The following is a 22,846-nucleotide window of genomic DNA, read 5'->3' on the forward strand; positions in this document are numbered from 1 at the left end:
GCGAGCCACGGCTCGCAGGAGAGGAACACCATGCGAGTCGGGTTCATCGGCCTCGGCGAGGCCGGAGCCGTCTACGCGGCGGCCGTCGTCGCCGCCGGCCACCGCGTCCGCGGGTTCGACCCCGCTCCGACGCCGGCACCGAGCGGCGTCGAGCGGCTCGCTTCGGTCGAGGAGGTCGTCGCCGCGAGCGAGGTGACGATCGTCCTGACCGGAGCCGCACTCAGCCGGTCGATCGCGGAGGCCGCTGCGGGGGCGATCACCCCCGGAGCGGTCTACGCGGACTTCACGACCGCCTCGCCCGAGGACATGCTCGCCGCCGAGGACGGCATCGTCGCAGCCGGAGGTCGCTTCGCGGACGTCGCGATCCTCGGACCGGTGCCGCTCAAGGGGGCCGCGACGGAGACGATCGTGTCGGGCGGTGCTGCGGACGTCGTCGGGGAGCTGCTCGCCGCGCTGGGGTCCGAGGTCGAGTACGTCGAGGGCCCGGCGGGGACCGCGACCTCCCGGAAGCTGCTCCGGAGCGTGCTCATGAAGAGCCTGGCGACCGTCGTCGTCGAGGCGCTCGAGGCCGGACGCGCCGCGGGGTGCGAGGACTGGGTGCACGCGCAGATCGCGGCGCAGCTCTCCGGGGACGCGGACGCGAAGATCGAGCGGTACGAGTCGGGCAGCCGGAAGCACGCCGTGCGACGGGCGCACGAGATGCAGGCCGTGTCGGAGTACCTGGAGCGCCTCGGCGTCCGCCCCGAGATGTCCTCCGCCGCTCGCCGCGTGCTCGAGCGACTCGCCGGCGAGTAGCGGCCGCGGTGCGCCCGTCGGTGCGCGAGCACCCAGCGCGACGCCGGGAGGGTCCCGCGCTGCTGGTGGACCCGGGTCTTCCAGACGGCGGGCGACGCCGTGCCGCTGGCGTACGCCTCGATGCGGTGCTTCCCGGTGCTCGACCCGACGAACCGGTACTGGCCCGCGCTGTCCGAGGTCGTCCGGAACACCTGCGAGGCGTCCTCGTTCCACGCGTACATCAACCGTCCGGCAGCGGGACCCGAGGGGGCTGGCGGCGCCAGGCCGACCGTCGCAGCTGCGGCAAGCGCCACGATGAGTGTCGTCCGGATGGTCTGGCGCCTGCCGTGCTTCCCGCGATCTCCGTCCGCGTCAGCGGACCGCGACCACCAGCGGCTGCGGGTCCACCGGGTCCGGCGGCACCGGCAGGGAGCCACGGACCTGGTTCTGCGCCTGGCACTGGCTCGTGCAGTTCGTCGCACCCTGCGAGAGCTCCACGGCGTCCTCGCCGAGCACCCCGCCCATGCGGCCGCCGGGCTGGACGGTCCACGTCGTGGTGGTCGCGGTCTGCGAGGTCTTCGTCGCGACCTGCGGGCTGTCCTTGCCGAGCAGCATCTGGTGCGCGCCGCTCCCGGAGGCCACCGCTGGGGTGCCGTCGCCGAAGTTGATCTTCCCGGTGTACGGGTTGGTGAAGTAGAAGAGCCCGGCGCCGAGCGTGTGCGTGAACGTCACCGGCTGGGCGAACTCGGTCTCCATCTGGAAGACACCGCCCTGCGCGCCGTCCTTCGCCTGGACCTTGAGCTTGCCGGCACCGGTGGCGAAGATCGCGACGAGGGTGTCGTCCTTGACCTCGAGCGAGGACAGCTTCGTGCTGGCGAGCTGCGCGGCGGTCAGCGAGGGGACCTTCGACGCGAACACTACGGTGGGCTTCGTCACCATCCGCTGGGTGTCGGGCGCGCCGGTGAGCGTGTAGTCGTACACGCCGAGGTCGGCGATGCGGATGTCGAACCCGTTGTGCTCGCCGCGGACCGCGATGGTGCCCGAGACGGCGACGTCCTTGAGCTTGACGTCCTTCCCGACCGCGGGGTTGGTGGTGGTGCCGTTCACGGTGACGGCGTAGTCGCCGCCGGTCGAGGTCTTGCCGGACGCGTTCGCGGGGGCCACCCCGGCGAGTGCGACCGCGGCGACGACGCCGGCCGTGACCGCGGCGACGATGCCGATGCGCCGTCCGTGGCGCTGGTGCGTGCTGGACATGGTGTGCCTCCTGGTGTGCTGGGGTGCGTACCCCTCGACACCGATCGTCGCCGCCCGATCGGGACCGCACCATCGGACCTTGGTACTAGTACCCGTGGTCCCTGCCCCAGAGCGCCGCGCTCGTGCGGTCGGCCACCCCGATGCGCCGGAAGAGGCTGCCGGCGTGGACCTTCACAGTGCGTTCGGCGATCCCGAGTTCGGTGGCGATCTGCCGGTTCGACAGACCCCGGGCGATCCGGACGAGGACGTCGCGTTCGCGTGGCGGCAGCCGGACGTCGGTGCTCGTGTCCGCCGTGCCCCCGGGGAGCAAGGCCCGGGCGACCCGAGGGTCGATCGGTGTCTCGTCGCGGGCTGCTGCGCGGACGGCGCGGACGACCTCGTCCGGGGCCGCGTCCTTGAGCAGGTACCCGGTCGCCCCGGCCGCGAGGGCAGCGCGGACCCGCCCGTCGTCGGCGAACGTGGTGAGGACGAGCACCCGGACGTCGGGCATCGCCGACCGCAGCGTCGCCGTGGCCGCGACCCCGCCGGCACCGGGCATCGACAGGTCCATCACGACGACGTCCGGGTGGAGCTCCCGCGCGAGGGCGACGCCCTCCTCACCCGTGGCGGCCTCGCCGACGACCTCGCAGTCGTCCGTCGCCGCGAGCACGGCGCCCAGCCCGCTCCGGACGAGGGCGTGGTCGTCGACGACGAGGACCCTCACCGCAGTGCCTCGGTGTCGACCGGCACGGTCAGCCGCCAGGTGGTTCCGGCGCCGGGCGCGGTGTCGAGTTCGAGGGAGCCGCCGGTGTCCTCGGCGATCTCGCGCAGGAGCGTCGTGCCGAGGTGCCTCGGACGGTCCTGGTCCGTGGCGCGCGCCGCTTCGAACCCGACTCCGTCGTCCGTCACGGTGACGACGAGCCCGCGGTCCGCAGCCGCGTCAGCGCTCGGGTCGGGCCCGGTGGTACCGACCTGCACGTCGACGACCGACGCGTGTGCGTGCGTCACGACGTTGGCGACCGCCTCGCGGACGAACCGCACGACGGCGAGCAGGGCTGCCGGCGATGCGTCGACCGACTCCGGCACGTGGACGCTCGTGGTGAGCCCGGCGGCGCGGGCCCGTGCGCACACGTCGTCGAGCGCCGCGCCGAGGCCGTCCCGCTCGGGCGCCGCGGGGCGGATCGCGGACATCGAGCCGCGGAGCGAGGACACCGCCCGACGGAGCGCGGCCGCGGCGTCCGTCGTGGCGGGGTCCGCCCCGAGCGACAGGGCGAGGCCCGCGATGTCCTGCACCGGGCCGTCGTGCAGGTCGGCCGCCATCCGTCGGCGCTCGGCGGCCTCGGCGTCGAGCGCACGACCGAGCAGGCGCTCCCGAGCGCGCTGCCCGGACCGGATCCGGAGGAGCAGCCAGAGCAGCAGGGGCACGAGCAGCGCGAGCACGACGGCGACCGTCCCGAACGCGAGCGCGGCGAACGCCCCGCGGAGGGCGGCGGCCCGGGCAACCACGTCGTCGTACCGCTCGTACGCCTCGAACAGCAGGGCCTGGCCGGACGGGGTGTGGACGGCCTGGTACGCCTCGAGCAGGGGCCCGTGCCCGCGCTCGTAGCGGTTCTCGGGCTCGGTGAGGTCGGACACCTCGGCGTCGGACCGGTCGGTGTCGAGCGCCTCGAGGTCCTCGTCGCCCAGCGGGAACCGTTCGCCGACGAGCCGCGGTTCGTCGGACCACAGGACCGTCCCGTCCGCCGCCCAGAGCTTCATCCGGACCGCGGAGCCCGCCCGCAGCTCGCCGGTGACCGCGTCGGTCAGCCGTGCGCGCGCTGCGACCCGTTCGGACTCGGGAGCGTCGGGATCGGCGATCGCGTCCACCAGGGCCGGCTCGACGACGACCCGCGCCAGTGCGGCGGTGTCCGACGTCGCGTCACGGACGGCGAAGCCCTCCGCGATGCGCTGCGAGACGAGCGTGCCCGCCGTGGCGACCGCCGCGCCCCCGATGAGGGCGGCGATCACGACACCGACGAGGACCCGGCCCCACGGCGTCCGTCCGGTGCGACGACGGGGGTCGGCCGCGACGAGCAGCAGCGGGTTCCCCGCCGCTGGGGTGTCCGACGACCGTTGCCCACGCACACGGCCACCGTAACGGTGACGGGTCGTCCCCGGTGCGCACGACGGACGGACGGACGGACGGGAGGCGCGGTGCGGGTCCGACCCGCACCGCGCCCGCCGCGACGGTCGCGTCGGGACCCTCACCGCGCCTCCCGGACCGCCGACGTCGCTCAGCCGAGCGCCGCCGTGTCCGGTGACCCGGTCGCGAGTGCGCTGCGCACGGACCCCCACGACGCGAGCCGCTCGCGGATGCCTTCGTCCTGCTCGACCTCGAGCGCCGTGGCGTGCGCCTGCTCGAGGACCTCGTCGATGACGATGCGTCGGCCGGTCCGGGCGGACGCGATCGCGGCGTCCACCATCGTGAGGCTCATCACGTTGCCGTGCACCTCGCCGTCGGGACGCTCGCCGGAGCGGACCGCACGGACGAAGGACGCGAGTGCACCGGCGATCTCGTTGCCGACGCTCGGGGCCGCGTCCGGTGCACCCGGCGTGCCGTCGAGGTCGCTCCACGGGTCGTGGTCGCCGTCCCACAGCGCCGTGCCCGCGGGTCCGGAGGCGCGCCAGTCGCCGTTCCACGAGGTCTCGGCACCAGGAGCGCACCACGAGCCGTCGTACACGTAGCGGACGTCGTCCTCGAACGTGAAGACCGCGGCGGCCGCGGCGTCGCCCCGGTACCAGGACCACGACGGGTTCCACGACTCGCAGTACACCGACACCGGGTCCCGCTCGAGCACGTAGCGCGCGGAGTCGAACGCGTGGATCGCCATGTCGAGCAGGAGGACGTCGTCCATCTCCTCGCGGAAGCCGCCGAAGTGCGGGGCCTTGGCGAAGCGGGTGCTCAGCCCGCCGACGCCCCCGAGTCCACGGACGTGCTGCCGGAAGGCGACGAGGTGATCGTTGTACCGCCGGGACTGCGACACCATGAACAGCTTGCCGGTGGCCTCGGCGGCGGCCGCGAGCGACAGCGCCTCGGCGACCGTCTGCGCCGCGGGCTTCTCGCCCAGGACGGGGAGTCCGGCGCGGAGGGCCTCGAGCGTGACGGGGTGGTGCGCGACCGGGACGGTGATGTCGAGGACGGCCTCGGCACCGGTCTCGGTGGCGAGGGCGGTGAGGTCGGTGCCGACGGGGATCGTCGGGTCGCCGGCGACGGCGGCTCCGGCCCGGGCGGCGTCGAGGTCGAGGTCGACGATGCCGACCAGCTCGACGTCCGGGTCTGCCGCGACGGTGGCGAGCCAGGCGCGGCCCATGCCGCCGGCGCCGACCTGCACGACGCGGAGGGTCATGCCTGTGCCCCTTCGTGCTCCTCGACCGGTGCGTCGTCGAACGGGCCGCGGTAGTGCTGGCCGTCGAAGTACTCGCCGAGGTCGTACCGGCGCAGCGTCGGGATCTCCCGCTCGCGCTCCGGCCGCGCCCACTCGGTGGCGTTCGCGATCACGCGGCGGACGTCCTTGTGGTGGTACACGGGGAAGTCCTGGTCGCCGGGGGAGAAGTAGAAGATCCTCCCGAGGCCGCGGCGGTACGTCATGCCGCTCCGGAACACCTCGCCGCCGGTGAAGCCCGAGATGAAGACGAGCTCGTCGGGGGTCGGCACGTCGAAGTACTCGCCGTACATCTCCTGCTCGGGGATGACGATCGGGTTCGGGACACCGCGGGTGATCGGGTGCTGCGGGTTGACGGTCCAGACGAGTTCCTGGTCGTGCTCGCTCCGCCACCGCAGGGTGCAGGTCGTGCCCATCAGCTTGCCGAAGATCTTCGACCAGTGGCCGGAGTGCAGGACGACCAGACCCATGCCGGACAGCACGTGCTTGTGCACCCGGTCGACCACGGCGTCGTCGACGTCCTGGTGCGCGGCGTGCCCCCACCAGGTCAGGACGTCCGTCGCGGCCAGGACCTCGTCGGTCAGGCCGTGCTCGGGCTCCTGCATGGTGGCGGTCCGGACGACGGCGTCGGGGAGGTTCTCGCGGATGCCGTCGGCGATCGCGCCGTGCATGCCGTCGGGGTAGCGCTCGGCGACGTGCTGCTCGACCTGTTCGTGGACGTTCTCGCCCCAGACGGTGATGCGCAGCGGGGTGGTGGTCATGGTGTGCCTTTCTGGCTGGGATGCGTGGTGGCGTCGGTCCGGGGCCGTCACTTGACGGCACCGCCGAGGGCACCAGCGGAGATGTACTTCTGCGCGAAGATCAGCAGGACGGCAGCGGGCAGGGACGCCAGCACCGAGGTCGCCATGACGGGCCCCCAGTCGGTGACGTTCGACCCGATGTAGTTGTAGATGCCGAGCGTGATCGGTCGCACCGCGGTCGTCGACGTCAGGGTCAGTGCGATGAGGAAGTCGCCCCACGCGCCGAGGAACGTGAAGAGCGCGGCGGTGACGATCGCGTTCCGGCTGATCGGGACCACGATCGAGACGAACGCCCGGAAGTCGCTGGCGCCGTCGACCAGGGCCGCCTCGACCAGGCTCGGCGGGATCGACTCCATGAAGGCCCGCATCAGCAGGATCGCGAAGGGCACCTGGACCGCGCTGTCGGCCAGGATCAGCCCGACGTAGCTGTTGAGCAGCCCGATGTTGTTGAACAGCGTGTACAGCGCGTTCGCGATGACGATCGCCGGGATCATCTGGGTGATGAGCAGCACGAGCAGGAACACCCGCCCGCCGCGCATCCGGAACCGTGCGAGCCCGTACGCGGCGGGCGTCGCGATGGCCAGCGTCAGCAGGACGGTGCCGAGCCCGATGATCATGCTCGACAGGAAGTTCTGCCCCTGCTGGGCGAACGCCGCCTCGTAGCCGGCGAAGGTCGGGGAGAAGGGGAACCACGTCGCCGTGGCGGCCCCGGACGTCGCCTGGAGGCTCGTGTTGACCATCCAGTAGACGGGGAACACCATGATCGCGAGGAACACGCAGCCGAGGATCGTGAACGGGAGGCCCTTGACGGAGCCGCGCGGCCGGGGTGCCCGGGCGCTCCGCTTGGTGGTGATCGCGCGGGTGGCGGTGACGGTCTGGTTCGCGAGTCCGACGCTCATTCGTCGACCGCCTTCCGGGAGATCGCGATGTAGACCATCGCGAAGACGAACGAGACGACGATGAGCACGTTGCTGACCGCGGCTCCGATGCCGAACTGGAAGTTGATGAACGACTGGTGGTACGCGTTCGTGGCGAGGGTCTGGGTCGAGTTCGCCGGCCCGCCGCCGGTCAGGCCGAGGATGATGTCCACGACCTTCAACGTGTAGACGACCCCGAGCACGACGACGACGCTGACCACCGACCGGATGCTCGGCCAGGTGATGTACCAGAACGCCTTGAACCCGGTGGCACCGTCGAGCGAGCCGGCCTCGTACAGCTCCGGCGGCACGGACTGCAGACCGCTGTACAGGATCGTCGTGTTGAACGGGATGCCGAGCCAGACGTTGACGCCGATCACGGCGATGAGCGCGAGGCTCGGGCTGACCAGCCACGGCACCGGGGCGATGCCCACCACACCGAGGAGCTGGTTGAGCGCGCCGCTGTCCTGGTCGAGCAGCCACTTCCACACCGCGCTCGACGCGATGAGCGGCAGGAGCCAGGGCAGGAGCAGGAGCCCCCGCAGGAAGCCGGACAGCGGGAAGTGCCGGCGGAAGAACAGTGCGAGGCTCAGCCCGATGACGAACTGCAGGATGATCGAGCCCGCCGTGAACAGGGCGGTGTTCACGAGGCTCGTCGTGAAGACGGAGCTCTGGAACACCGAGATGTAGTTGGCGAGTCCCACCCACGGGGCCTCGCCGGTGAAGAAGGTCGCCGTCGTGTAGTCCTGGAAGGACATGACGACGTTCTTCACCACCGGGTAGCCGAAGAAGACGGCCACGAAGACCGCCGCTGGCACCACGAAGAGCCATCGGGTCACGCCGGATCGGAACCGGGCTCGTCGCTGCCCGGGTCGGGGTGTCGTCACGGACGGGATCGTCCGTGGTCGTGTCTGGGTCGAGGCGCTCACGCCGGGGTCCTTTCCTCACGCGGCGGGAGCCGACCGGGTCGGCCGGCTCCCCACTGCTCGTGCGACTGACTACTGCTCCTGCGACTGCGCCTGCTCGAGCGCTGCCTCGGGGCTGGCCTTGCCGGTGAGGGCGAGCTGGACGGCGGTGTAGATCTTCGTGGCGGCCTTGGGCCAGTCGGGTCCGAGCTCACCGGTGCGCGCGCGTGCGGTCTGCACCGTGGTCACGAAGGACGCGACCTGCGGGTGGTCCTTCGCCCAGGCGGCGCCGGCCTCGAGGTTCGTCGGCACGTTGCCGCTCACCTCGGAAAGGGTCTTCTGCATCTTCTGCGTGTGGAGGCAGCCGACGAACTTGCCGGCGAGCTGCATCTTGTCCTTGTCGCCGGTCTGCGGGACGGTGAACGCCTCGCCGCCGAGCGGTGCGACCGTGGCCTCGCCGGTGCGCGTCGGGATCGGCACGCTGTCGAACTCGAGGCCCTTCTTCTCGTTGAGCGCCGGCAGCTGCCACGGGCCGTTGATCATCATCGCGGCCTTGCCGGCCAGGAACTGGTTGTTGACGTCCGCCTGGGCCCAGTTGATCGAGCTCTTGGACATCGAGCCGTCGTCCTGCAGGTCCTCGACGAGCTGCAGGGCCTGGGTGGCCTCCGGCGTGGCGATGTCCTTCTCGTCGCCGCCGTTCGACCAGAAGAACGGCAGGAACTGCCAGGTGCCCTCGTACGTGTTGATGTTGCTCATCGCGAAGCCGTAGGTGGACCCGCTCGTGAGCTTCTTCGCGGCGGCCTTGAGCTCGTCCCACGTCTTGGGCGGCTGGACTCCGGCGTCCGCCAGCAGCTTCTTGTTGTAGTAGAGCGCGATGGAGTTCGTGTTCGACTGCAGGCCGTAGAGCTTGCCCTTGTAGGTGCTCGCCGCCTTGACGCCGGGGACGTCGCCCTCGGCGCTCAGGCCGTAGTCGCTGAGGTCGGAGAGGGCACCCGAGGACGCGATCTGCTGCACGTCGGGGTTGTCGAGCATGAGGACGTCGGGCAGCGTCTTCGAGGATGCCTGCTGCAGCACCTTCGAGATCAGGCCGGCGCCGGCGACGTGGTTGATCGTGACCGTCGCGCCGACCTCCTTGGCGCACTGCTTGTAGACCGGGTTGTAGTTCGCGTCGTAGTAGTCCTCGATCGTCAGGGCCTTGCTGCCGCCCGACGAGGCCGATCCGGAACCGGAGCAGCCGGTGAGGACCAGGGGGATCGTGGCGACGACCGCGACCGCGCCGACGAGGGCGCGCGTCCGGCGCGACGGGGAAGTGAACTTGTGCTTCATTGCAGAGCTCTTCTCTTGACGGATGCTGGGGCAGGCACGCATCGACGAGGCCGCTGACGTCATCGTCGCTGTGCTCCTGGGGCGAGAAGCTAACAGATAAGCGCTTCACCTGTAAAGCGCTTTTCTGACATCCTGGGCGCTAGGATCGGCGGTATGGCCACGATGCAGCAGGTCGCCGATCGGGCGGGGGTCTCGATCGCCACCGTGTCCTTCGTGGTGAACGGGACGAAGTACGTGACCCCCGGTACGACCGCGCGGGTGAAGACCGCGATGCGCGAGCTGAAGTTCCGCGGCAACGTCGTCGCCCGTGCGCTCGCGAGCCGTCGGACCCGGATCATCGCGCTGCTGTTCCCGACCACCGGCAACCGCTTCAGCCCGACCACCTCGCAGTTCTTCATGAGTGCGGCGGAGCGCGCGTCCGAGCGGGGGTACCACCTCGTGCTCTGGCCGGTGGACCCCGCCGGCGATGACCTCGACGACCTCGTCTCCGGCGGCCTCGTGGACGGCGTCATCCTGATGGAGGTGCGGATGGACGACCCCCGCGTCGCGGTCCTCACCGACCTCGGCGTGCCGTTCACCCTGATCGGCCGGACCCGCGACAGCAGCGGTCTGCCCTTCGTCGACATCGACTTCGAGACGACCATCGAGGACAGCCTCGACCACCTCGAGGCACTCGGACACCGGCGGTTCGGACTCGTGCTCGAGGACCTCGACGGCACCCCGATGGCCGGCTACGCACCGCACCTGCGCGTCGAGTCGACGTTCCGGCGCGCCGTCGTCGAGCGCGGCCTGGCCGGAGCGGTCGTCACCGCGGGGCCGGGCAGCGACGGCGGGCGGCAGGCCACGAGCGACCTGCTCGCGGCCGACCCCGACGTCACCGCGGTCCTCGTGATGAAGGACGACTCCACGGCCGGTGTGCTGGTCGGGCTGTACACCGCCGGACGGCGGGTCCCCGAGGACGTCTCCGTCCTGAGCATCGCGTCGTCCGAGGCGAACGCCGACCAGCACTACCCGCGGTTGTCCACGATGGTCGCCCCCGGTCAGGAGCTCGGGATCCGAGCCGCCGACGCCCTGATCGAGCAGCTCGACGGCACGTCCGACGACCTGCCGCACTTCCTGCTGCCGTGCACGCTCCGGTCCGCGGAGTCCACGGCTCCCGCCCCCGCCTGACCCCCGCCGCCCCATCCGCTGGCCTCATCCGCGAAAGCGACAGATCTCCGCGAACGGTTCGCGGCACACTGTCGCTCTCGCAGCACCGACGGGGCACCTGCGCGCTCTCTGTCGCCTTCGCGACCACCTGCCGGACTGGAGGCGCGGGTCGACCCCGCCACGGGCCTCCAGGCCGCCGCCCCGCGGCCCCACATCGCCACCCGCGAAAGCGACAGATCCCTGCGGACGTTCCGCGGCAGGGTGTCGCTTTCGCGGCAGCGCTAGCGACAGCGGCAGCGACAGCGACAGCGACAGCGACAGCGACAGCGACAGCGGCCGCGCAGGCGCCGCCCCACCCACCAGGCGCTCAGGGTCCGTTGGTTGTGTGGTTGCACAGGTTCGCAGCACCACACGTCGAGGAGGACGGATGGCCATCGACCGCAGGATGTTCCTGCTCGGGGGAGCGGGGGTGCTGCTCCTCGCGGGTTGCTCCACGCGCCCCGAGCGCACGCTGGTCCAGGACTGGCCGACCGAGCCGCCCGAGGGCGAGGCGACGATCAGCTGGTGGGCCGGCCAGGTCGCCTCGAAGGACGGCGGTGACCTGCGCCGACGGCTCATCGCCGAGTTCCAGAAGGAGCACCCGAACATCCGCGTCCGGATCGTCAGTGCCCCGAGCGACACCGACACCAACCGGACGAGCCTGACGACCCAGATCGCGGCGGGCAGCAGCACACCGGACGTGTACCTCGGCGACGTCGCGTGGCCCGGGCAGTTCGCGAAGAACAAGCTCGCCACCCCGGTGAACGAGCTCGTGGGGGCGGACTTCTTCGACCAGTTCCCCGAGGGCCTGCGGCAGGCGGCGAGCGTCGACGGGACGTACTACATGTTCCCGCTCTACATCGACGAGTCGTTCTTCCTGTACCGCAAGGACCTGCTCGCCAAGCACTCCCTGCAGGTCCCGGGGTCGTGGGAGGAGGTCCGCGAGACCGCCGCGAAGCTCGTCGACACCGGCGACGTCAGCTACGGGTTCGCGTTCCAGGGCGACGTCTACGAGGGCCTCACCTGCAACGTCACCGAGTTCGTTGCGGACGCCGGGGGCTCGCTGCTCAACGACGACCTGACCAAGCCCGAGACCACGAGCTCCGAGACCAAGCGCGCGTTCGAGTTCATGCGCTCCCTCGTGACGTCGGGTGCGTCACCCCGGGCCACGCTGACGTACCAGGAGCAGGACACGAACGACGCCTTCTCGGGCGGCCGCGCGGCGTTCCTGCGCAACTGGTCGTACGCGTGGGGGATCGCGAACGGACCGGACAGCCAGGTCGCGGGCAAGGTCGGGCTCGCCGCCCGTCCCACCTTCGACGGGCAGGACGAGCACCACTCGACGATCGGCGGGTGGGGGAACTACATCAACCCGCACACGCAGGAGCCCGCGGCGGCACTGACCTTCGCGCGCTGGATGTCGAGCGAGACGGCGCAGCAGTTCCTGACCCGTGAGGGCGGCGTCCTGCCGGCCCGCAGCGCATCGCTCGTCAGCGAGGACGCGAAGCGCCAGGAGCGTCCCACCTACGACACCGCGGCCGGCATCACGCTCGTGCCCCGTCCGACGTCGACGGCGTACTACCCGAAGGTCTCGCAGGGCGTGTACCAGAACGGCAACAGCATCCTCGGTGGCCAGGCGTCCGTCGACGGCGGTACGAGCACGATGGCCTCCGCCATCGCGCTCGCCCTGAAGGGTGAGGCGCTGTGAGCGCCGGCACGGCCACGCGGTCGGACGAGCGGCCGGGAGGCACGGCTCGCCTCGACCCGCCGCCCCGCCTGAGCGGACGGTCGCGGCTCGACCGCATCCGCGCGCGCGGTGCGTGGGGATTCGCCGCCCCGGCGCTCCTGGTCGTCGCGGCGGTGACGATCTTCCCGGTGGTCTACTCGATCGTCCTGAGCTTCGCGGACGTCGAGGTCGGTTACGAGGGGTTCACGATCCAGTCGTTCGGGCTGGGGAACTACGCGGCCCTGCTGCAGAGCGCCGACTGGTACCGGGCCCTCGGGTTCACGGTGCTCTACACGGTCGTGACCGTCTCGGTGGAGCTCGTGCTCGGCATGCTCGTCGCCCTGGTGCTCGAGCGGCTCGGAGCCACCCGCGGCTGGATGCTCGCGCTCATGCTCGTCCCGTGGTCGCTCGTCACCATCGTGAACGCGCAGCTGTGGAAGTACGTCTACGACAGCACCTACGGCGTCGCGACGTGGTTCTTCGGCCTGTTCGGGGACGCCCCGGTGATCCTCGGCGAACCCGTCCCGGCGATCACGGGCCTGATGGTCGCGGACATCTGGAAGACGACGCCCTTCGTGGCGATCATCCTGCTCGCCGGGCTCGTGCAGATCTCGGAGGACCACTACGAGGCCGCCGAGCTCGACGGCGCCAGCACCTGGCAGACGTTCTGGCGGGTGGTGCTGCCGCAGCTCACCCCGACGCTGACGATCGCGGTGCTGTTCCGCATCCTGCAGGCCTTCGGGGTGTTCGACCTGCCGTTCGTGCTGACGAACGGCGGGCCGGGCACCGCCACCCAGTCGCTCGCGATCATGGGCTACAAGGTCCTGTTCCAGGACATCAACATCGGACCGGGCGCGGCGATCGCGACGTCCACCGCGATCATCGTCGCGGCCGGGTGTCTGCTGTTCCTCCGGGCGTTCCGGAACCAGGCGAAGGGAGGGGATGCCTGATGCCCCGTCAACGTGTGTGCAAGGGCTGGCGGAAGTGGGTCAACACCGTCAACGTCAGTGGTGTCGTCATCGCGGTGCTCACGGCGCTGCCGCTGTACTGGCTCGTGTCGACGTCGCTCAAGCCGGCGTCGGAGATCGGGCAGTCGCCGCCCACCGCGTTCCCGCGGTCGATCACGTTCGACAACTTCGTCGTGGCCTTCCGCGACAACGCGCTCGGGCAGTACATGGTGAACAGCGTCATCGTCTCGGTGTCGACAACGGTGATCGTGCTCGCGCTGGCGTTCCTGGCGGGCTACGCGCTGGCGGGCCGGTTCATCCGGGGGCGCACGGCGATCATGACGTCGCTGCTCATGCTCTCGGTGTTCCCGGCGATCGCCGTGCTGACGCCGCTGTACCTGCTCGAGCGCAACCTCGGACTGCTCAACTCGTACCCGGGGCTGATCGTGCCGTACGTCGCGTTCAACCTGCCGTTCGCCATCTGGATCATGCGGAACTACCTGGTCGGGATCCCCTCGACGATCGAGGAGGCGTCGGAGATCGACGGAGCGGGAGCCTGGCGGACCGTGCTCAGCGTGATCCTGCCGATGGCGAAGCCGGGGCTGTTCACGGTCGGTGTCTTCACGTTCACGGCGTCGTGGAGCGAGTTCCTGATGGCACTGACGTTCAACAGCGAGAACTCGTTCCGGACGATCCCGGTCGGCATCGCGTTGTTCGGCACGCAGTTCACGGTGCCCTTCGCGCAGATCTTCGCGGCGAGCGTCGCGGCCACGGTGCCGATCGTGATCCTGGTGCTGGTGTTCCGCCGCTCGATCGTGTCGGGGCTCACCTCCGGCGCCGTCAAGGGGTGACGTGGCCGTTGATTCCTGAGGGATAGTCCGTCAGGATCGGAGCAGACGTCGATGGCCACGGCCGGGACCAACCATCCCGACCGTGGCCGCCACTGATCGGCGTCACGGATCAGGAGACAGGTCATGGCTGACAGCACCGGGCCGTCCGCGCCCGAGATAGGTAGCATCGTTACCTAACTGCGCATGCTGGACAATCGCCCGGACCGGCTGCAGACCGCCCGTACCCTGCCCTCAGGGGCTCGGGGCGCCGAGGTCGACGGCCGCGATGATGCGATCGACGATCCGGACGAACCGGACCCTGTCCCGTTCCGAGAAGGAGGCCAACAGCTCGTGCAGGTGCTTGTTCGTGCCGTCCATGGCGACCGAGTAGTCGCGCCTGGCGGTCTCGGTCAGCTCGATGTGGCGACTCCGTCCGTCGGCCGGGTTCGGCACGCGATTGAGGTGCCCGCTCTGCTCGAGTCGGTCCACCATGCCGGTCACCGCCGGTCCGGTCAGGCCGAGGTGCTTCGCGAGGTCCTTCACGCGGACGGTCCGGTCGGCGTCTTCGGCACGGGACACGAACTGCAGCACGGTCAGGTCGCTGCCCGAGACGCCGAGCTGGTCGCGCAGTCGCGCGCGCAGTGCGGACACCGCGGCTTCGAGGCGGGTCAGTGCCGCGACGAGGTCGAGATCGCTCACGGGAGCGCCCCCTTCGCACGGATCGGGTCCGCGCCACCATACGCCGCACTCACCCGATCAGCGTATCCACATAACGAGTCCCGCTGCCAGGTCCGGGTGGCGACTCCGGCGGTGCGCCGTGGCTGACCTGTCCCAGGCGCCGCACACCAGCGGGCGTGCGAGCGAGTCGGTCCGCTTCGAGGTGTCCGGAACGGAGCCGGAGTCCGCGGCGCGCGACCTGGCCACGGTGCACGGCGCCGAGCAGTGGTCCGCCCAACGAACCGGCGACGAGTTCCTCTACCGCTACACCGCGGTCGGCGACACCGAGGTCAGCATCCGCCGGTCCCGGATGCGCGGGGTCCTGCGCGGTGCGATGCCGGTCAGCACCGACTACATCGTCGCCTGGATGACCAGCGGCAGCGCCCACCTCGACGTCGGTGGGCAGCGGGTCGACCTGCGTCGGAACGTGCCGACGCTGCTGCCCTGCGACACCGCGTTCGTCTTCGCCGCCGAGGACCACGACCAGCGCCTGGTGCACCTCGACCGGGAGCTCGTGCACCGGTTCGCCGGCGAACGGCTCGGGCTGGGGGACCGACCGTTGCGGTTCGACCACACGCGCGAACCGGACAGTGCCGCGTACGGTCGGTGGCAGGGCGCCCTCGTGTCGCTGTCCCGCGCGCTCCGGGTGGCCGGGCCGGACTCGGACACCTGGTCCGAGGCGAAGGCGCTCGCGATCGCCGCGTTCCTCGAGACCTTCCCGCCGCAGCTCGACGACCTGCCGACGGAGCTGGCCCTGCCGCGGAACGCCCGACTGCGCGCCGCCGTCGAGTACGTGCACGCGCACGCGTCCGAGACGGTGACCATCGCCGACCTCGCCGCGGCGGCCGGCCTGAGCGTGCGGTCCGTGCAGGAGTCGTTCCGTCGGGTGTTCGACGTGTCGCCGCTGACGTACCTGCGGGACGTCCGCCTCGACCGCGTGCGCGGCGAGCTCCTCGAGCTCGACCCGCAGGCCGGGGTCATCGGCGACGTGGCCCGACGCTGGGGGTTCGCCCACCTCGGCCGGTTCTCGGCGTCGTACGCGGCACGCTTCGGCGAGTACCCGAAGCAGACCCTGCGCCGCTGACCCGGGGTCAGCCCCGCGGTGCCGGACCGGTACTGGAGCGCACCCGCAGGGTGGTCGACAGGCGGACGTGGTCCGACGCGGCCTCGCCACGGAGCATCGTGAGCAGCATGTCGACCGCGCGGGACCCGAGCTCGGCCAACGGCTGCGACACGGTCGTGAGCGGCGGGGTCGTGATCGAGGCCTGGGGGACGTCGTCGAACCCGACCACGGACAGGTCCTCGGGGACCCGCAGGTCGAGCTCCGCCGCGGCCCGCAGCACGCCGAACGCCGACGAGTCGTTCGCGGCGAACACCGCGGTCGGGCGGTCGTCCATCGCGAGCAGGTCCCGTGCGACGGCGGCGGACTGTTCTTCCTGGTAGTCGCCGTCGCGGACGAACCGCTCGTCGATCGTCAGCCCGGCGGCGGTCAGGGCGGAGCGGTACCCGGCCTCGCGCAGCTGGGCGGAGGCCAGGTCGGCGCGACCTCGCAGGTGCGCGATCCGGGTGTGCCCGAGTGCGAGCAGGTGCTCGACGGCTTGCACCGCCCCGCCCTCGTTGTCGGCGTCGACCGTCGCGTGGCCTTCGGGCCCGGTGTGCGGGTCGATCGCGACGACGGGGATCGACGAACTCGACAGCGCCGTGGTCGGGGTGACGACGATGGCCCCGTCGATGAGGGTGCCGGACAGACGGGACAAGGACCGGCGTTCCCACCCGGGGCGGTCGGCACCCGTCATCAGGCCGGCGTAGGCCAGCAGCTCGTAGCCGGTGCCGGTCGTCGCACTCGAGATGCCGCGCAGGAGCTCGGTCGAGAACGGCTCGAACTCGGGCACCAGGATCCCGACGACCCCGGTACGGGAGCTGCGCAGGCTCCGGGCGACCAGGGACGTCTCGTAGCCGAGGTCCGCGACGACCTGCTGCACGCGGATCATGGTGGCCGCGGCGACCCCGTCACGTTGGTTGATGACCTTCGACACGGTGGGGATCGAGACCCCCGCGACCCGTGCGACGTCGCCGATCGTCACCCGGCCGGCACCGGGACGCGCGCCGAGAGCCGAGTCCATGTGCTCACCGTACCGCTGAAGTGGGCGACGAAACGGCTTAGAAAACGTTATCGATATCGATTGACAAGCGGCAGGAGCACCTGGCACGCTCTCCGCAGCGGCAGTGGATGTCGCTGCATGTCAACGACGACACGAGGAGTTCCACGATGACGAGGAAGATCCGTGCCGCGGCAGCCATCGCGCTGATCGGGGCGACAGCACTGGTGGCCACCGGCTGCTCGGCAGGCGGCAACGCGGCCGACGACGGCACCGGCAAGGTCACGATGACCTTCTGGCACAACTCCACCACCGGACCGGGCAAGGCCTACTGGGCCTCGACGGTCAAGGCGTTCGAGGACAAGTACCCGAACGTCACCATCAAGACGCAGGCGATCCAGAACGAGGACCTGGACGGCAAGCTGCAGACCGCGCTCAACTCGGGCGACGGGCCGGACGTCTTCCTGCAGCGCGGTGGCGGCAAGATGGACGCGATGATCGCCGCCGGGCAGCTCATGGACATCTCCGACTCCATCAGCGCCGACGCGAAGAAGTCGATCAGCGCCGGGACCTTCTCGGGCTACGAGAAGGACGGCGCCACCTACGCCATGCCGGGCGCCGTGCTCCCCGAGGGCATCTGGTACTCGAAGGACCTGTTCAAGGAAGCCGGCATCGAGGGCACGCCCACGACCATGGACGAGCTGAACGACGCGATCACGAAGCTCAAGGCCAAGGACATCGACCCGGTCGCCGTCGGCGCGAAGGACGCCTGGCCCGCCGCGCACTGGTACTACAACTTCGCGCTGCGCGAGTGCAGCCAGAAGACACTCGAGGGCGCGGCGAAGTCGTTGAAGTTCGACAACGCCTGCTGGACGAAGGCCGGCGAGCAGCTCGAGGACTTCAACGCGACCAAGCCGTTCAACAACGGCTTCCTGACGACCGCCGCGCAGCAGGGCGCCGGCAGCTCCGCCGGTCTGCTGGCCAACCACAAGGCCGCCATGGAGCTCATGGGGGCGTGGGACCCGGGCGTGATCAGCTCGCTCACCCCGGACGGCAAGCCGCTGGCCGACCTCGGCTGGTTCCCGTTCCCGACCATCGACGGTGGCAAGGGTGACCCGAAGTCGATGATGGGTGGTGTCGACGGCAACTCCTGCTCGGCGAAGGCCCCGAAGAAGGCCTGCACGGACTTCCTCAACTTCATCGTGCAGAAGGACAACCAGGAGGCCTACTACACGGCGTTCCAGGCCATCCCGGTCAACCAGGAGGCCCAGTCGGTCGTCGACGCGGACTACCTCAAGTCGGCCCTCGCCGCCTACCAGGAAGCCCCGTTCGTGTCGCAGTACCTGGACACCCTGTACGGCCAGAACGTCGGCAACGCGCTGAACACCAGCGTCGTCGACCTGCTCGCTGGCAAGGGCAGCGCGAAGGACATCGTGGAGACCACCAACCAGGCTGCGGCCAAGGGCTGACCATGACCCTCGACACCTCGCTCGGCACGACCCCGACCACCGGGTCGGACACGGCCGCGGGGACGTCCCCGGCGGGGAGCGGTACGCCGCTCCCCGCCGGACGGCGGTCCACGCGCCGCATCGCGGACTGGCGGAAGCGCGTCGAGATCGCGGTGCTCGCCGGCCCCGCGGTCATCGTCTTCGTCACCTTCGTGATCCTGCCCGTGGTGCTGGCCGCCTACTACGGGTTCTTCAAGTGGCAGGGCTACGGCCCGCCCACCGACTTCGTGGGGCTGCAGAACTACCTGATCATCTTCCAGGACAAGGCGTTCCACGCGGTCCTCATGCACAACGGCTTCATCGTCGTGCTGTCGCTGGTGCTGCAGGGGCCGATCGCCATCGTGCTCGCGCTGCTGCTCAACCAGAAGATGCACGGTCGCGGGCTCGTCCGCGTGCTCGTGTTCGTGCCGTACGTCATCTCCGAGGTGATCGTCGGCACCGGCTGGAGCCTGATGCTGCAGTCGAACGGTGCGGTGAACGACCTGTTGCAGGGCATGGGGCTCGGCGGGCTGCGGGCGGACTGGCTGTCCAACCCGGACATCGCCATCTGGACGCTGCTCGTGATCATCTCGTGGAAGTACATCGGCTTCGCGGTGATCCTGTTCCTGGCCGGCCTGCAGAGCATCCCCGAGGAGCTCTTCGAGGCGGCGGCCATCGACGGCGCCGGCTACTGGCAGATCCAGCGGCGGATCACCCTGCCGCTGCTCGGCCCGACCATCCGGATCTGGGCGTTCCTGTCGATCATCGGCTCACTGCAGCTGTTCGACCTCGTCTACATCATCTGGGGGCAGTACATCTCGTCGACCGCCGGCACCTCGACGATGGCGACGTACATGGTCGCCAACGGCCGCACGTCGGGCAACTTCGGCTTCGGCAGCGCCGTGGCCGTGGTCATGTTCGTGATCTCGCTCGCCGTCGCCCTGATCTACCAGCGCTTCGTGCTCCGCCGCGACACCGCGGGTGCACTCACCGAGAGGAAGAACTGATGGCCACCACGAGCATCGTCGCCCCCGGGCGGCGGGCAACGCGGGAGCGGCGGTCCAGCGCCGCCATCGGCCGTGCGAACCCGCTCACCTACCTGGTGGCGATCCTGTTCGTCGCCGCGAACCTCGCCCCGGTGCTGTACATCGTGCTGGGCGGCTTCCGGACGAACTCGCAGATCACCACGAGCCCCGCCGGGCTGCCGGCACCGTTCGAGCTGGGCAACTACGGCTCGGTGCTGTCGAGCGGCATCTTCTGGCAGCAGCTCGCCAACTCGACGATCAGCGCCGTGACGACCACCGCGGGCGTCGTCGTGCTCGGCCTCATGGTGAGCTTCGTGCTCGCCCGCTACCGGTTCGCCGGACGCGGTGCGCTGTACGCGCTGTTCGCCGCCGGTCTGATGTTCCCGATCACCGTCGCGATCACGCCGCTGTACCTGCTCGTGAAGGACCTCGGTCTGACGAACAGCCTGGCCGGCGTGATCCTGCCGCAGATCGCCTTCGCCCTGCCGACGACGGTCATCATCCTGGTGCCGTTCCTGCGGGCGATCCCGGACGAGCTCGAAGAGGCGGCGTCGATCGACGGCGCCAGCCGCCTCGGGTTCTTCTTCCGCATGGTCGTGCCGCTGTCGCTGCCGGGCGTCGTCACGGTCGGCATCCTGGCGTTCATCGCGAGCTGGAACAGCTACATCCTGCCGCTGTTCATCCTGAACAACGAGGGGAGCTACACGCTGCCGCTCGGCGTGCAGGCGTTCTCGTCGCAGTACTCGGTCGACACGGCCAAGGTGCTGGCGTTCACGTCGATGTCGATGATCCCGGCACTGGTGTTCTTCACCATCTTCCAACGCCGCATCGTCGGCGGGCTGACCGGGGCGGTGAAGGGGTGACGACGACGGACGCGACCCGGCCCACCGGGAGCCAGCCGCGCCTCCAGGCCGACCACGGGGCGACCGACGCTGCCGGACCCGACCGCGCGACCACCCTGCTGGCCGCCATGACCCTCGACGAGAAGGCGGCGCAGCTCGTCGGCTACTGGCTCGACCAGGACGGCGTCGTCGCACCCATGCAGGGTGAGATGGCGGCGGCGGCCGACGGCCGCACGCTGGCGGACATCACCCGCGACGGCATCGGCCAGTTCACCCGCGTCTACGGCACCCGCCCGGTCGAACCCGACGACCGCGCGGCGTGGCTGTGGGCGGAACAGCGGCGACTCAAGCGCGAGACCCGACTCGGGATCCCCGCGCTCGTGCACGAGGAGTGCCTGACCGGACTCGCCGCCTGGAAGGCCGCGACGTTCCCCACCCCGCTGGCATGGGGTGCGGCCTTCGACCCGGACCTGGTCGAGCAGGTCGGCGCCGCCATCGGCGCGTCGATGCGGCAGCTCGGCGTCCACCAGGGACTCGCGCCGGTCCTCGACGTGGTCCGCGACCCCCGCTGGGGCCGGGTCGACGAGTGCATCGGTGAGGACCCGTACCTGGTCGGCACCGTGGGGACCGCCTACGTGCGGGGCCTGCAGTCGGCCGGCGTCGACGCGACCCTCAAGCACTTCCTCGGGTACTCGGCGTCACAGGCGGGGCGGAACCACGCGCCGGTGCACGCCGGACCCCGCGAGGTCGCCGACGTGTACCTGCCGCCGTTCGTGATGGCGCTGCGCGACGGTGGCGCCCGGAGCGTCATGAACTCGTACGCCGAGATCGACGGCGTCCCCGTCGCCGCGAACGGCGAACTGCTGACCGGCCTGCTGCGTGACGAGCTCGGGTTCGACGGCACCGTCGTCGCGGACTACTTCTCGGTCGCGTTCCTCGAGGTCATGCACGGCATCGCCGCCGATCGTGGCGAGGCTGCGGCCCTGGCACTCGAGGCCGGCATCGACGTCGAGCTGCCGACGGGTGACGCGTACCTGGCGCCGCTCGTCGAGCGGGTCCGGTCCGGACTGCTCGACGAGGCGCTGGTCGACCGCGCCGTCCTGCGGGTGCTGCGGCAGAAGGAGCGCCTGGGCCTGCTCGACCCGCGGGCGTTCGACGACGAACCGCCGACCGGGATCGACCTGGACACCCCGCTGCACCGGTCGCTGGCGAAGCAGCTGGCGGCGCGGTCGCTGGTGCTGTTGTCGAACGACTCGCGCGGCGCGGCTGGCACCGGCACCGGCCCGGGTACCGCCGCGCCGGTCCTGCCGCTGCGCGCCGGTGCGTCCGTCGCCGTCATCGGCCCGAACGCCGACCGCGCCGAGGCACTGCAGGGCTGCTACTCCTTCGCGAACCACGTGCTCGCCTCGCACCCCGACCTGCCGCTCGGCTTCGCCATCCCGACCGTGCGCGAGGCGATGGTCGACGCCCTCGGCGATGACGCCGTGCGCTTCGCCGCGGGCTGCGCCGTCACCGGGTCCGACCGTGCCGGGTTCGATGACGCCGTCGCCGTGGCCGCCGCGTCCGACGTCGCGGTCGTCGTCGTCGGCGACCAGGCCGGACTGTTCGGCCGCGGCACGGTCGGCGAGGGGAACGACACCGAGTCGCTCGACCTGCCCGGCGTGCAGCGCGAGCTCGTCGAGGCGGTCGTCGCCACCGGCACCCCCACCGTGATGGTGCTGCTGACCGGGCGGCCGTACGCGATCGGGTGGGCGCTCGACGGCGACGGCGTCGCCAGGGCCGATGCCGGCGACGGCGTCGCCGGGGCCGGTCACGGTGCCGGCGGCTCGCTGCGTCCCGCCGCCGTCGTGCAGGCCTTCTTCCCCGGCGAGGAGGGCGGCACCGCCATCGCCGACCTGCTCACCGGCGCCGCCTCGCCGTCCGGCCGCCTGCCCGTCTCGCTCCCGCGTGCCGCCGGCGCGCAGCCGTACACGTACCTGCACCCGCGGCTCGGCGGCCCGTCCGACGTCACCGCCGCCGACTCGACCCCGGTCCGTCCGTTCGGCTTCGGCCTCGGCTACACGTCGTTCGCGTACGACGACCTGGTCGTCGACGCGTCCGTCCGTTCCGACGCCGGGTTCGAGGCGTCCGTGACCGTCCGCAACACCGGTTCCCGCGACGGCGAGGACGTCGTCCAGCTCTACGGCCACGACGTGCACGGCAGCGTCACCCGACCCGAGGTCCAGCTGCTCGGCTACGCGCGCGTCGCGCTCGCCGCGGGGGAGTCCACGCGGGTCCGCTTCCGGGTGCCCGTCCAGCGGTTCGCGTTCACCGACCGGCGGATGCGCAGGGTCGTCGAACCCGGGGACGTCCAGGTCTGGGTCGCGTCCCACGCGTCGGCGTCACGACCGGGAGGCCCGGTGCCGGCAGGCGGGATCGTCGCGTCCGGTGACGGGCCGGTCCGACACCCCGTCCCCGGCTCCGCGACGGAGCGCGCGACGGTCGCGGTGACCGGGCCGGTGCACGAGGTCACGCTGGGCGACCCGCGGGTCGTCGAGTGGGAGGTCGGGTGATCCGACGCCGTGATGGCGGGCCGGCGGACCGTGCGGTCGGATCAGGTCGCACGGTC

Annotated in this window: 20 protein-coding genes; 10 read left to right on the forward strand and 10 right to left on the reverse strand. The window is 71.0% G+C overall.

All coding sequences use genetic code 11. The features are described from left to right. Window positions 1-30: 30 nt before the first annotated feature. On the forward strand, window positions 31-795 hold the full coding sequence (locus tag ACXKZB_RS04785) for a DUF1932 domain-containing protein (protein WP_488824902.1): 765 nt from the start codon (window positions 31-33) through the stop codon (window positions 793-795). A gap of 351 nt (window positions 796-1,146) precedes the next feature. On the opposite strand, the gene ACXKZB_RS04790 is transcribed toward ACXKZB_RS04785, so the two are convergent. The 8 genes from ACXKZB_RS04790 to ACXKZB_RS04825 form a co-directional block, all read right to left on the reverse strand. Then, window positions 1,147-2,028 carry a hypothetical protein gene (locus ACXKZB_RS04790; RefSeq protein WP_488824903.1) on the reverse strand — a complete coding sequence of 294 codons (882 nt, stop codon included), beginning with the start codon at window positions 2,026-2,028 and terminating at the stop codon, window positions 1,147-1,149. Window positions 2,029-2,113: 85 nt separating this feature from the next. Then, window positions 2,114-2,731 (reverse strand): response regulator, encoded by a 618-nt coding sequence (locus tag ACXKZB_RS04795; protein ID WP_488824905.1) that lies wholly within the window; start codon window positions 2,729-2,731, stop codon window positions 2,114-2,116. Further along, entirely contained in the window at window positions 2,728-4,131 is a 1,404-nt protein-coding gene (locus ACXKZB_RS04800) for a sensor histidine kinase (protein WP_488824907.1), read from the reverse strand. Before ACXKZB_RS04800 ends, ACXKZB_RS04795 begins: the two co-directional genes overlap by 4 nt. A gap of 149 nt (window positions 4,132-4,280) precedes the next feature. Beyond that, entirely contained in the window at window positions 4,281-5,393 is a 1,113-nt protein-coding gene (locus ACXKZB_RS04805) for a Gfo/Idh/MocA family protein (RefSeq protein WP_488824909.1), read from the reverse strand. Continuing rightward, window positions 5,390-6,190, reverse strand: a complete 801-nt coding sequence (locus tag ACXKZB_RS04810; protein ID WP_488824910.1) for a ThuA domain-containing protein — start codon at window positions 6,188-6,190, stop codon at window positions 5,390-5,392. The genes ACXKZB_RS04805 and ACXKZB_RS04810 overlap by 4 nt, the downstream gene beginning before the upstream one ends. Window positions 6,191-6,237: 47 nt before the next feature. Beyond that, window positions 6,238-7,128, reverse strand: coding sequence for a carbohydrate ABC transporter permease (locus ACXKZB_RS04815; protein WP_340197210.1), 891 nt, complete (start codon window positions 7,126-7,128; stop codon window positions 6,238-6,240). Next, a complete protein-coding gene (locus tag ACXKZB_RS04820) occupies window positions 7,125-7,985 on the reverse strand; it encodes a carbohydrate ABC transporter permease (RefSeq protein ID WP_222659740.1) in 861 nt (286 codons plus the stop codon). The genes ACXKZB_RS04815 and ACXKZB_RS04820 overlap by 4 nt, the downstream gene beginning before the upstream one ends. Window positions 7,986-8,144: 159 nt before the next feature. Continuing rightward, a complete protein-coding gene (locus ACXKZB_RS04825; protein WP_488824913.1) occupies window positions 8,145-9,377 on the reverse strand; it encodes a sugar ABC transporter substrate-binding protein in 1,233 nt (410 codons plus the stop codon). Between the two features lie 153 nt (window positions 9,378-9,530). Here ACXKZB_RS04825 and ACXKZB_RS04830 point away from each other — a divergent pair, with 153 nt between their 5' ends. The 4 genes from ACXKZB_RS04830 to ACXKZB_RS04845 all read left to right on the forward strand — a co-directional run bounded on the left by ACXKZB_RS04830 (window position 9,531) and on the right by ACXKZB_RS04845 (window position 14,089). After that, window positions 9,531-10,547, forward strand: a complete 1,017-nt coding sequence (locus tag ACXKZB_RS04830) for a LacI family DNA-binding transcriptional regulator (protein ID WP_185021403.1) — start codon at window positions 9,531-9,533, stop codon at window positions 10,545-10,547. 406 nt (window positions 10,548-10,953) lie between these two features. Continuing rightward, on the forward strand, window positions 10,954-12,273 hold the full coding sequence (locus tag ACXKZB_RS04835) for an ABC transporter substrate-binding protein (RefSeq protein ID WP_488824915.1): 1,320 nt from the start codon (window positions 10,954-10,956) through the stop codon (window positions 12,271-12,273). Further along, on the forward strand, window positions 12,270-13,241 hold the full coding sequence (locus ACXKZB_RS04840; RefSeq protein ID WP_488824917.1) for a carbohydrate ABC transporter permease: 972 nt from the start codon (window positions 12,270-12,272) through the stop codon (window positions 13,239-13,241). The genes ACXKZB_RS04835 and ACXKZB_RS04840 overlap by 4 nt, the downstream gene beginning before the upstream one ends. Then, a complete protein-coding gene (locus ACXKZB_RS04845; RefSeq protein ID WP_488824919.1) occupies window positions 13,241-14,089 on the forward strand; it encodes a carbohydrate ABC transporter permease in 849 nt (282 codons plus the stop codon). The genes ACXKZB_RS04840 and ACXKZB_RS04845 overlap by 1 nt, the downstream gene beginning before the upstream one ends. Before the next feature lie 231 nt (window positions 14,090-14,320). Here ACXKZB_RS04845 and ACXKZB_RS04850 read toward each other — a convergent pair whose 3' ends face one another. After that, a complete protein-coding gene (locus tag ACXKZB_RS04850; protein WP_488824921.1) occupies window positions 14,321-14,767 on the reverse strand; it encodes a MarR family winged helix-turn-helix transcriptional regulator in 447 nt (148 codons plus the stop codon). 118 nt (window positions 14,768-14,885) lie between these two features. Between ACXKZB_RS04850 and ACXKZB_RS04855 the strand changes: the two genes are divergently transcribed. After that, a complete protein-coding gene (locus tag ACXKZB_RS04855; RefSeq protein WP_488824923.1) occupies window positions 14,886-15,869 on the forward strand; it encodes an AraC family transcriptional regulator in 984 nt (327 codons plus the stop codon). Window positions 15,870-15,876: 7 nt separating this feature from the next. On the opposite strand, the gene ACXKZB_RS04860 is transcribed toward ACXKZB_RS04855, so the two are convergent. Continuing rightward, window positions 15,877-16,908, reverse strand: a complete 1,032-nt coding sequence (locus ACXKZB_RS04860; RefSeq protein ID WP_488824925.1) for a LacI family DNA-binding transcriptional regulator — start codon at window positions 16,906-16,908, stop codon at window positions 15,877-15,879. Window positions 16,909-17,054: 146 nt separating this feature from the next. Here ACXKZB_RS04860 and ACXKZB_RS04865 point away from each other — a divergent pair, with 146 nt between their 5' ends. From ACXKZB_RS04865 to ACXKZB_RS04880, 4 genes are read left to right on the forward strand one after another with little or no spacing between them, the layout of a single operon-like run. After that, window positions 17,055-18,353 carry an ABC transporter substrate-binding protein gene (locus ACXKZB_RS04865; RefSeq protein ID WP_488824927.1) on the forward strand — a complete coding sequence of 433 codons (1,299 nt, stop codon included), beginning with the start codon at window positions 17,055-17,057 and terminating at the stop codon, window positions 18,351-18,353. Between the two features lie 2 nt (window positions 18,354-18,355). Beyond that, entirely contained in the window at window positions 18,356-19,378 is a 1,023-nt protein-coding gene (locus tag ACXKZB_RS04870; protein WP_123313216.1) for a carbohydrate ABC transporter permease, read from the forward strand. Then, the gene (locus ACXKZB_RS04875; RefSeq protein ID WP_123313217.1) at window positions 19,378-20,259 is read left to right on the forward strand and encodes a carbohydrate ABC transporter permease; all 882 of its coding nucleotides are present in this window, start codon (window positions 19,378-19,380) and stop codon (window positions 20,257-20,259) included. The genes ACXKZB_RS04870 and ACXKZB_RS04875 overlap by 1 nt, the downstream gene beginning before the upstream one ends. Continuing rightward, on the forward strand, window positions 20,256-22,790 hold the full coding sequence (locus ACXKZB_RS04880) for a beta-xylosidase/alpha-l-arabinosidase (RefSeq protein WP_488824930.1): 2,535 nt from the start codon (window positions 20,256-20,258) through the stop codon (window positions 22,788-22,790). Before ACXKZB_RS04875 ends, ACXKZB_RS04880 begins: the two co-directional genes overlap by 4 nt. Window positions 22,791-22,846 lie beyond the last annotated feature (56 nt).

The organism is Curtobacterium sp. ABR8, assembly GCF_057812125.1.